The organism is Winogradskyella sp. (genome assembly GCF_025210595.1).
Classification (GTDB): Bacteria; Bacteroidota; Bacteroidia; order Flavobacteriales; family Flavobacteriaceae; genus Winogradskyella.
This window is the reverse complement of record NZ_JAOARH010000147.1, coordinates 1-11,364: the sequence shown is the minus strand read 5'-3', so window position 1 is coordinate 11,364 and position 11,364 is coordinate 1. Positions and strand designations below refer to the sequence as shown.

9 protein-coding genes are annotated in these 11,364 nt (G+C 32.0%); 5 read left to right on the top strand and 4 right to left on the bottom strand.

All coding sequences use genetic code 11. The features are described 5' to 3' along the window. Window positions 1–138: 138 nt before the first annotated feature. The 3 genes from N4A42_RS13960 to N4A42_RS13950 all read right to left on the bottom strand — a co-directional run bounded on the left by N4A42_RS13960 (window position 139) and on the right by N4A42_RS13950 (window position 4,896). Window positions 139–1,533, bottom strand: coding sequence for a TIGR00366 family protein (locus tag N4A42_RS13960; RefSeq protein ID WP_294075271.1), 1,395 nt, complete (start codon window positions 1,531–1,533; stop codon window positions 139–141). 394 nt (window positions 1,534–1,927) lie between these two features. Continuing rightward, window positions 1,928–4,030, bottom strand: a complete 2,103-nt coding sequence (gene recG, locus N4A42_RS13955) for an ATP-dependent DNA helicase RecG (protein WP_294075267.1) — start codon at window positions 4,028–4,030, stop codon at window positions 1,928–1,930. A gap of 104 nt (window positions 4,031–4,134) precedes the next feature. Continuing rightward, window positions 4,135–4,896 carry a universal stress protein gene (locus tag N4A42_RS13950; protein WP_294075264.1) on the bottom strand — a complete coding sequence of 254 codons (762 nt, stop codon included), beginning with the start codon at window positions 4,894–4,896 and terminating at the stop codon, window positions 4,135–4,137. Window positions 4,897–5,159: 263 nt separating this feature from the next. Between N4A42_RS13950 and N4A42_RS13945 the strand changes: the two genes are divergently transcribed. The 3 genes from N4A42_RS13945 (at window position 5,160) to N4A42_RS13935 (ending at window position 8,636) form a co-directional block, all read left to right on the top strand. Then, window positions 5,160–7,118, top strand: coding sequence for a M1 family metallopeptidase (locus tag N4A42_RS13945; RefSeq protein WP_294075262.1), 1,959 nt, complete (start codon window positions 5,160–5,162; stop codon window positions 7,116–7,118). Further along, a complete protein-coding gene (locus tag N4A42_RS13940; RefSeq protein ID WP_294075259.1) occupies window positions 7,118–8,002 on the top strand; it encodes a patatin-like phospholipase family protein in 885 nt (294 codons plus the stop codon). The genes N4A42_RS13945 and N4A42_RS13940 overlap by 1 nt, the downstream gene beginning before the upstream one ends. A 103-nt stretch (window positions 8,003–8,105) precedes the next feature. Continuing rightward, window positions 8,106–8,636, top strand: a complete 531-nt coding sequence (locus tag N4A42_RS13935) for a hypothetical protein (protein WP_294075256.1) — start codon at window positions 8,106–8,108, stop codon at window positions 8,634–8,636. Between the two features lie 48 nt (window positions 8,637–8,684). Here the strand turns inward: N4A42_RS13935 and N4A42_RS13930 are convergent, their stop codons facing one another. Beyond that, window positions 8,685–9,203 (bottom strand): hypothetical protein, encoded by a 519-nt coding sequence (locus tag N4A42_RS13930; RefSeq protein ID WP_294075253.1) that lies wholly within the window; start codon window positions 9,201–9,203, stop codon window positions 8,685–8,687. Between the two features lie 521 nt (window positions 9,204–9,724). Between N4A42_RS13930 and N4A42_RS13925 the strand changes: the two genes are divergently transcribed. Further along, entirely contained in the window at window positions 9,725–10,168 is a 444-nt protein-coding gene (locus N4A42_RS13925) for a hypothetical protein (RefSeq protein ID WP_294075250.1), read from the top strand. Window positions 10,169–10,177: 9 nt separating this feature from the next. Beyond that, the coding region (locus N4A42_RS13920; RefSeq protein ID WP_294075247.1) for a hypothetical protein at window positions 10,178–11,364 on the top strand (1,187 nt) is incomplete at its 3' end.

The following is an 11,364-nucleotide window of genomic DNA, read 5'->3' as shown; positions in this document are numbered from 1 at the left end:
TTTTTTTGCTAATATAAAACTATTTTCAAAAACCTTATAATCAATACTTTAATTAATTTTTTAATACATGCATTTTGTATAACATTTTTGTTGTTTTTATACAATATGTTATACAAAATGTATGTAAGTAAAAACGACTTAATGTGGCAAATATGTTACGATTAAAGCTTGAATAATAAATAGCAAAACAAAAGGGATGAATAAATATCCAACAACATCTCTGGCTTGTATTTTTATGCCCTTACCCATTACAGGGAAAATAATAAGTAAAAAGAAAGGCTGTAATAGATTGCTTAAGCTTTCACCATAAGCAACAGACATAGATGCTCTTGCTATCATTGCGGAAACTTCGGTTGGTGAAAGGCTAGATCCTAATTCTTGTACCATGTTAATGATGCTTGGTCCAATTACTGCAAATTCGCCACCTGCTGATGGAATAGCAAAATTAATGACTCCACCTGTTAAATAGGCAATAAATGCATACGAGTCTGGTGTGGCAATAGATACCAGTGCACTACTTATTTTTTCACCCAAACCAGACGCCATCATAATACCCATAATACCTGCGTAAAACGGGTACTGAAATAACACTCCTGAGATATTACTACTGGCACGTTTCATAGCAATACTATAACGCATTGGCGTAATGTGTAGTAACATACCAAGAATAAGAAATATAAATATCATTATATTAAAATTTAGATCAAATCCTTTTGAAGTGAAGTGATAGATAATATAAATGATGCCCAAAAGTGCTACACTTACTTGTAACCAACCAGCATTGTTTAATGCATCAGAAAGTGCTTTAAAAGGGAGTTTATACGATAGTGCTTCATCTTTTACTGTACCCTCTTCATCGTCTAATGAAGTTTGTAAATCCTTTAGTTCTTTACCAGTAAAAGATTTTGGTATCAATGCCCAAATAATAAGTGGTGATATTATAACAAACAGCACAATCATGGCAAGGTTTAAATTGGCGCCTAAACTGTAACTGGTAGAAATGGTGTTGCTAAGAATGTCATTTTGTATTAAAAAATTATTTTTAGTATTTAGTAACAAAGCTATAGAACTTGATAGTCCGCAAACCCAACCGTTAAAAGAAAAATAAACACAGGCTACTAAAAAAGGGTAGTGGATACCTCTGATTCGTAACGCAAGTTCGCGAGCAAGAATAGCAGTAATAACAACCATTCCAAAACTTACTAATGAAAGTAAAGCACCAAGCGAAATAATTATTAAATAAACCTGTGTTGGTGTTTTTATAAGTTTGGCAATGTAATCAATACCTTTTTTTACAGGTGAAGATTGTGCTATGCAATAAGCAGTAATAATAATTAGTACAATTTGCATTCCGAAAGAAAGTAAATTCCAAAAACCATTGTACCAACCTTCTAAAATGTTAATAGGTTTACTATCTGTTAATGTAAGCCCTAAAATGCCAGTAAGCAAGGTTAGTAATAATGCAAATACATAAGCACTTGGCATATATTTGGTAAAGCTGTCTGTAAATTTTTGACCGAGTTTGGTAAGCATATAACGTTGGTTAATGCAACTAATATAAAAGTTTTATAACAATTATGGTTTTGTCCTATAGGTATTCTTAATAATACGTTAATTAACACTCTTATTTATTTCTTTAACAAGTTGCTAACAGCATTGTTTTTAAAAGCCTTATACTTTAGCGGTAGGCTATTCATCAATAAAAACACGAGTAGTTGTGTTTTATATGGTCTGGTTTATTGTTGGTACCAGACCTTTTTTTCTACTTCCTGTGAAAGCAGAAATCTCAATATTAAAGAACCTAAAATTTATCTAGGTAGCATTGTCATTTTCAACTAGTTTTAACGTCATATAGACACATGTATGCCTAAATTTTTGAGTGGTTTAGGTTTCGATAACTATTGGAAGAAAAATCGTATCGATAACTTTAACTAATATAATTCCATATATTACGATATTTACTCATTTGTCGGTACGTATTTAAAATAACCTTATGCTCTGGCAAACTGAGACTAGGATCTAACTTTAAAACAGATTTAGCATAATGTCTTGCTTGTTCTAGAATGTCTTTATCTTTTACGATATCAGCTATTCGTAAATTTAAAACACCACTTTGTTGTGTGCCCATAATGTCACCAGGACCACGAAGCTTAAGGTCTACTTCGGCAATTTCAAAACCATCGCTAGAACGTACCATGGTTTCTAATCGGGTTTTACTGTCGTTACTCAATTTATGGCTTGTCATTAAAATACAATAACTTTGCTCTGCACCTCTACCTACACGACCTCTAAGCTGATGCAATTGCGATAAACCAAAACGCTCTGCACTTTCTATAATCATCACCGAAGCATTAGGTACGTTAACACCAACTTCTATAACCGTTGTAGCTACCATTATATTGGTTTTTCCGTCAGCAAAGCGTTGCATTTCGTAATCTTTATCGGCAGCTTTCATTTTGCCATGCACAATAGAAATTTGATAATCTGGTGTCGGAAATTCTCGCGAGATACTTTCGTAACCATCCATTAAGTCTTTATAATCCATTTTTTCACTTTCTTGAATTAATGGATATACAATATAAATTTGTCTGCCTTTAGCAATTTCATCTTTCATAAATCGAAACACCTTAAGACGATTATTGTCGTAACGATGAACCGTTTTTATAGGCTTTCTCCCAGCTGGTAATTCATCAATTATCGAAATATCTAAGTCGCCATAAACAGACATTGCTAATGTTCTTGGAATAGGAGTGGCAGTCATTACTAATACATTAGGAGGAAGGTTGTTTTTCTTCCATAATTTAGACCTTTGCTTTACACCAAATCTGTGTTGTTCATCTATAATTGCGAGTCCTAAATTTTTAAATTTCACCTTATCTTCGAGTAGCGCATGTGTACCAATTAAGATCTGTAAATTGCCGTTTTTTAGATTTTCGTGGATTTTTTTTCTTTCTGAAGTGTTACTTGAGCCTGTTAATATTGAAGTGTTGATATTCAGTTTTTTACAAAACTCAAGTAGTCCATTATAGTGCTGAACTGACAAAATTTCAGTTGGCGCCATTAAGCAACATTGAAATTCATTGTCAAGTCCCATGAGCATTGACATAAAGGCTACTATGGTCTTTCCAGAACCTACATCTCCTTGCAAGAGTCTGTTCATTTGTGCATTACTTCCTAAATCTGCTCTAATTTCTTTTAAAACTCGCTTTTGTGCGTTGGTTAATTCAAACGGTAAATACTGTTTGTAAAACGTATTAAAATAGTCGCCAACTTTATTAAAAGTAAAGCCTTTTATTTTTGATTTATGAATGAGATTCTTGAGAACTAATTGCAGTTGAATATAAAATAATTCTTCAAATTTTAATCGAAATTGAGCTCTAGAAAGTAACTCTGGTGATTTTGGAAAATGGACATTAAAAAGTGCATCAGATTTTGAAATTAACTTTAATTCTCCTTTAACAGAATTAGATAATGTTTCTGCAAATTGCCCTTTGGTTTCCAAAAACAATTGCTGCATTATTTTGGTAACAATACGGTTGGTAATACCTTTGTTAGAAAGCTTTTCTGTTGATGGGTAAATGGCTTGCATGGCACTGCGCAGATTCTTTTCGTGCTCAGATTGAAGCTCCAATTCTGGGTGTGGCATGCTAAACTTGCCATTAAACCAATTAGTTTTACCAAAAATAACGTAAGGCTGACCAGTTTTAAGACTATCTCTAATCCATTTTTGACCTCTAAACCAAACCAATTCCATAACTCCAGTTTCATCTCTAAAATCTGCAACCAATCGTTTGCCACGTTTTTGAGCCACTTCTCTAAAGTTGCTAATTGTACCAATAACTTGCACTTCGGCATTATTGCGCTGAAGCTGATTGATTTTATAATATTTGGTTCGGTCTATATAGCGATTGGGAAAGAGGTTGATTAAATCTTGATAAGTGTGAATGCCTAGCTCTGAGCGCAATAAATCCGCTCTATTAGGTCCAACTCCTTTAAGATAATCTATAGGTGTTTGTAAATTTACACTCATAGAGCGAATTTACCTATTTCCTTTTAAATAATAAAAGATGGTATGTGTTAACAAAGGCTTTATTTTATGTAAAGCTTTTAGTGTAATTAACTTGTAAGAAAATACTATTGTTCTCCTTTTAAAACTAAAAGTGGTATACGACTTTCAAAATCTGCTTTGTTAACGGTGTGGTCTAAGGTAACATCGTTCCAAAGTTTTTGAAAGAAGCCACGTTTACGTCTAAAAACACAAATCATATCAGGATTTACAACATGGATATGCTCTAATACACCTTGAAATAATGTGGCGTTTTCAGAAGAATAATACTTTGATGTTAGAATAGCTAAATCTTTATCAAACATTAAATCTTCTGGTAAATATGAAGGTGTTTTAACTTGTAATAAAGTCATTTCTGCTTTTGTGGAAAGTAGCGTATGCTCTAAGGGTTTAAGAGCGCCTTGTGTTTTTACAATTCCAGATTTAATAGCAGTTAAAACAGTATTTATACTCTTATATTCGTAATTTTCAGGAATTAATAATACAGGCATTTCTGTTTTTCTAACAATGCTTCCAGATAAATTGTCTAAGAATTTTTTATCGCTTGTTTTGGGTGTGTTAGCAGAAGCAACAACAAGATCTACGTTATAATCTTTGCAAAACTCTTTAATGTATTCAATAGTTTCTCCTTCAAAAAATCTAAAGTTTATGCCAATGTCTTGCTTTTTGGCATGCTCCATAATATCCTCTAAATGGTCTTCTTCTTTTATTTCGTTAAGTTGAATACCGTAAATCATCTCAGCGCCAATGGCTTTGGCATAATCGATAGCGTAGATTAATGTTGCCTTTTTTTCTTTTAAAGAGCTAATTGGTACAAGAAATGTTTTCATCTATTTAGTTTTTTGTTAGGAACCTAAGGTTCAGTTATTTAATTGTTATGATGGATAATGGTCTTTGTTTACCAAATGCCATTATGGGTTTTCATAGTTAGAGTTTTAAAAGAATCACGCAAAAATACTATTAAACTTAGTATGTAATACTAGGTTGTGTTTTTTTCGTTGAAGTGATTTTATTGTTAGTTGATTGGGTTTTATTTGTGGTAATATAGTATTAAAATTTGTATTTTGGCGTTGTCCTTGTATAAACTTATATTATGAAGAAAATTCTTATTGTTTTATTCTTTTTTTATATTGGTTTTTCTTTTGCGCAGCAAACAAATGTAGTCGATTTTACCCATGCTAAGGTTAATCTAACTGTATTTCCAGATTCTAGTTTTATATCTGGAAATGTTGCTTATAAATTCAACGTAAAACAAGCTGTTGATTCTGTTGTTGTTGATTCTGAAAATTTAAATGTTTTAGGTTGTATTTTAAATAACGATTCAATTTCATTCAAGACAACTAATGACAGGATAGTTTTAAAGCATCAGTTTAGTGTCTCAACAGATAATGATTTACAAATCTTCTATTCAGGAAAGCCTAAAAAAGCACTCTATTTTGTGAAACGCAATGGTGAATCGCAAATTTGGACGCAAGGTCAAGGAAAATATACCAGCAATTGGTTACCAAGTTTAGATGATGTAAATGATAAAATAGAGTTTGATATAAAAGTGAACGTTGATAAAGATTACGAAGTTATAGCAAATGGTAAGTTAACAGATAAACAAATAAACGACTCAACGATTACTTGGCATTACGATATGCAAAAGCCTATGTCGAGCTACTTGGTTGCTTTAGCAATTGGCAAATACCATAAAAAAACAGAAACCTCTAAAAGTGGTATTCCGTTAGAGTATTACTATTATCCTGAAGATTCTCTAAAAGTTGAGCCAACCTATCGTTACTCTAAGCAAATGTTCGATTTTTTAGAGGAAGAAATTGGCTTTGCTTATCCTTGGCAAAATTATAAGCAAGTTCCTGTACACGATTTTCTTTATGCAGGTATGGAAAACACAAGTTGTACCATTTTTTCGGATGCTTTTATGGTAGATGAGATAGGCTTTAATGATAAAAACTATGTTAATGTAAATGCACATGAGCTGGCTCATCAATGGTTTGGTGATTTAGTAACCGCAACCTCTGGTGAGCATCATTGGTTGCAGGAAGGTTTTGCAACCTATTATGCTTTATTGGCAGAACGACAAATTTTTGGAGATAACTACTATTATTTCAAACTTTATGAATCTGCTGTAGATTTAGGAAGGCAAGATATTGCTGGTAGTGGTACATCACTTTTAAATCCTAAATCGAGCAGTTTAACCTTTTATCAGCGTGGAGCTTGGGTGCTTCATGCTCTGCGAACTTTGGTTGGTGATACTGTATTTAAACAAGCAGTGAAACAATATTTGGAAAAATATCAGTTTAAAAGCGCAAACACTTCCAATTTTATAAAAGAAGTAGAACGCTTGTATGGCAAATCGTTAAATGGTTTTGTGAATGTTTGGATAAAGCAAAAGGCATTTCCTGTAGATGCCGCTTTTGGGTTACTTCAAAATGAATCTACTTTTATAAATGAGTATCTAATGGTTGATTGCCAAGTGAAAACTTCAAAATGCGAACAGTATTTAAAATATTATGTGTCTGATGAAGCTAAAGTAAAAGTGATTTCTCAGATGCCAGATTTGGTAACAAACGATACATTTAAGCATGGTTTTAAAGTAAGGCAAGCCATTTCTAAGTATGTAACTAAAATTCCGAAGGCATTAAAAGAAAATTACGAAACATTGTTAGATGATGAATCTTATATTACTGTAGAAAGCGCCTTATATAATCTGTGGTATAATTTTCCTGAAGATCGTGTTAAATACTTATCTAAAACCCGAAATATTGTTGGTTTTAATGATAAGAATGTACGTTTATTGTGGATTGTTTTAAGTCTTAATACACCTTTTTATAAAGCAGATAACAAACAAGGGCTTTTTGAAGAATTGGTAAGTTATACAAATGATAAGTATAATGCAGATTTGCGTATAAATGCGTTTAATTATTTAAACCTTATGAATGCTTGTAATGATACCTGCAAAGCAAATCTAGAAAATGCAAAATCGCACCACAATTGGCGATTGGTTAAGTTTGCAAAAGAATTGTCTAAAAAACTACAAAACAAAGAATAATGCGAGCATTGGTGATTTCTGGTGGTGGAAGTAAAGGCGCATTTGCAGGTGGAGTAGCGCAATATCTTATGGAGCACGAAAAACGTGAATATGATATGTTTTTAGGGACTTCAACAGGAAGCCTTTTAGTGCCACATCTTGCTGTAAATGGCATTTCTAAACTTTATGATGTTTTTACCAATGTACAGCAACAAGATATTTTTAGTGTTAGTCCTTTTGTGCAACGCAAAAAAGGCGATAGAGAATATGTATCTATAGATTTTATAAATTCTTTATGGCAGTTTATAAGAATGAAACGCACTTTTGGTGAGAGTAAAGCATTAAGAAGACATATAAAAAAGCACTTTACTATTGAAGACTATCTGAAAATTAAAGCTACTAAACACGATGTTGTGGTTACGGTTTCTAATCTATCTATGAATCGTGTAGAGTACAAGTCTATCAACGATTGTACTTACGAAGAGTTTTGTAACTGGATTTGGATATCGTGTAATTACATACCATTTATGTCTTTAGCAAAAGTAGATGGTTATGAATATGCAGATGGAGGTTTGGGTTGTGTAATTCCGATTAGAGAAGCTATTTTAAGAGGTGCAACAGAAGTCGATGCTATTGTTCTTGAAGCAGAAACTATGGGTAAGCAACGTGTTTTGGGTAAAAATCCATTCTCTTTAATGATGAATTTATTTGGTCATTTACTCGATCAGGTAGAGCGTAGCGATATTGTTATTGGAAAGTTAGCAGCAAAGAATAGAAATGTAAAACTGAATTTGTATTACACACCAACCAGTTTAACCGAAAATTCTCTGATTTTTAGCAAACGCTTAATGAAAAAATGGTGGCAACAAGGCTATAACTATGCTGAGAAAAAGCATTTAAGTTGACAGTATTAGCTTTTTTTGAAATTATTAAACCTGATTTAATTCTGTAAAATTGGAAATTACTACGCAAATATTAAGTAAGAGAATCACAAAATACAGCTGTTTCATGAATGGAAATATAATGAGTTTCTCTGATTGGATATCTGCAATGTTAAGTTCGGACAAAATTATTAAGCAATTCAATCAAACACTTGTTAATTCATCTTTTGCAGCTTTTTTCTGGGAGGTAAAGCCAGTGAACAAATCTTTGCTTAATCAGCCGTTTGAATTTGTAATTGTGAGTAGTAAGTTTTTAGAGTCAATTACTGCAAATAATAAGCCTTTTCTTAAGTACTTTAAAGAAGGAGGCAGTGTAGTGTCATTTCCAAATTTAAGAAGTGACGCTGAGTTAATTGTTCCAAAACCTATTTCTACTCAAACAGAATACACTCACATTGCTACCTTTGTAAGAACTGCAGCGCATAATCAAATCTTAGATTTTTGGAAAAAAGTAGTTTATGTTTATTCTGCTAAAATAAATGAAGATTTAAAGTGGCTAAGTACTTCGGGATTAGGTGTTCATTGGCTTCATGTAAGAATTGATAGTCGCCCTAAATATTATCAATATTCAGATTATAAATATTTTCAATATCAATGAGGTTATAACAGTATAAATATTTATGTATAAAAGTCTTCCCTTTGCTTTTTACCACAATTCACTAACTTCTTGTTTAATAAACGATAGTGCAGCATTGCTTGGAGCATTTTTATCCATAAGTTCAGTTAAAACAACCTCACGTAACTTATTTGCTGTATCGGTTTTTTCGTTCATGCTCGCTTTTCTTACAAGTTGAATCGTGGCATTTTTTGCGGCCATAATAATGCTCCAACATTGATCACTAACATAGATTTGTTGCGATAGATTGTGCTCAAATTCTTGCTCAATGGTTGCTATAAGTAAATTTTCGTAATCTTCTTTATTTGAAGAGATTGGGTGTACTCTTGTTAATAATTTAGTAGGTGATATTCTCTCTAGGAAAAGTGACATACGCTCATAAGCTTGTAGTCGAATAGGAAACGCTTCTTTTTGTAAGTCTTTTGTGATTAAAAAGTTACGCCTGTTATTTTCATTATCCATATGTTCTCTAAAAAATAAGAAAGCAATAGCTCCGGTTACCAAAGCCGGAATCGTGTACATTAAAAGATTAAGAAGTTGTTGTTCCATAAAAAAAATAAATCTAAGCAAACATAAACGCTTTAGAATAAATCTACAACTAAGATAAGTATTTATTTATTGTGTTTTAATTGTATGAAAATGGTTTTTCATGGGTTGAAAGTGTGCTTTCAGTATATGATTCTGTGTCATAAGATTAATGCATCTTATTTTGCCTTCGCTATTAATCATTATTTAAATGTTTCCAAATCATTTTTTGAATAATGATATAATAAAAAAGCAATAAACAAAATGCACCCAGAACTATTTAACCTACAATTGCCACATGTTTTGGTAAATATCTTCCACGTTAAAAAAATTACCTTATATACCTATGTTTTTCTTGTTGCTATAGGAACTTTAATTGCTAGTATTTATACCAAATGGAGCACTAAGAGGTGTAGTGAGTGCAAATTTTTCCAATACATTATTCTATTTCATTGTATTACTGATTTTGGCGGAAGTCGAAAAATAAAATGATTTCTAATTGTAATGCATTTAAAGATGAAATTAATTAACAAAAATCAATACCTATGAAGACGATTAAAAAAACACTATTACTAGTATTATTAATTACTGTGTCATTCTCATGTGATAATGATGATGGTAATGCACCAAATGAAAATGTATGTACCTATGAAGGTTTAACCTTTGAAGATCCAAACAACAATACCAATATATTAATTCCTGAAGCTGATTTGCAAACGGAGTATTTTCCAAATAATGGTGGTCCTGGAATTCCAGCTGTGGAAATTTATGAAACCAGCAATCCAGGAAACTTATGGTTTTTAACAGATGTAGTGACTTTAAATGCTACAGGAACAGGAACTATAGGGATTGGAGGAACAAATTATCCGTGTACGGTAATATGTCAACGTGCTGGGACTCAAGTAGGAGAGGAAATGCGTTTTGATGTTGTGTTTAATGGAGGAAATGAAGCAGAGTTTTGTGTGGTAATTGATAGTGTAAATCCTTAATTATTAGTTATGAAAAAAAATGTTTTCCTTCTTTTATTGGGCTTAATCATAATTAGCTGCAATTCTGATGATACAGAAGAGGTACAGTATAATCCATGTGATAATGCTGCACAAGGAGTGTCAATTACAACATTTAATGATAATTATTTAATAAATGATCAATCCTTAACAGTGCATTACGTTACAGGACATCCACAAGGTGATTATTTTCATATTTTTAATAACAATGGTCCAACACTTACAAATTTTTACACGTTTGCTGTAACTAGTGGAGATACTTCTGTATTAGATCAAAATTGGAATACTACAGCTGGAAGTTTTTTGTCTATAGACAATTATCCAATTTATAGTACACAACAAAGTCCAATAAATCTAACAACTGTAGAAGGTGGTTCTCAAGTGGGAGATAGAATTGTTATTGAATTTTCTGGTAATGCTGGAGAGGGAGGAGGTTTTGTAGAAGGACAGTATTGTGTAGATATAGATGAAGTTATTATTGCTTCAGATTATGTATATGTTACAGATGGTACAGATTTTAAAATCATTAATGTTTTTGATCCTTATTTGCCTTATGTCGAAAATATGATTTCAGCAAGTACAGCTTATTTTGTTGAAGTTATAGATGATAGAGCGTATTTGGGCTATTTTGATGCCATTCAACCATTTATGGATATCTATAATGTAACAGATCCAAATAATTTAAGCACAATTCAATCTATAGCTAAAGATTCTCAATTTGGAAGAGTCTCTGATATTGAGAAGATAGATGATTACATCTACGTTTCAGATGAATATAAAGGAGTTCATCATATAAACACTAATAATGGTTCTGTGTTTTCTTTTGAAAATCATGATGTAATGAGCTTGTCACTTATTAATGATGAGCTAGCATGTCTTGGTATTTGGGCAGGATTGTATGGTTTTGATGTTACAAATCCAAGTGCACCAACAAATTCAAATTATACATTAGATGTATATACAGATATTGATATTGCATCATATCCACATACCAACGGAAGTTTTCATAGTTGGGTAAGAAATAACGGAATGGATCATTTTGTAGCAAATATCTCTGATTCAAAACTTAAAAAAGTAGAAGAAGGTTTGTCTAATTATTCCGTAGTAAGCGAATTAGATATTTCAGGATATGCCACAGCTTTTACAATAGTTGGTAATTATGGTTTTATTACTACTAG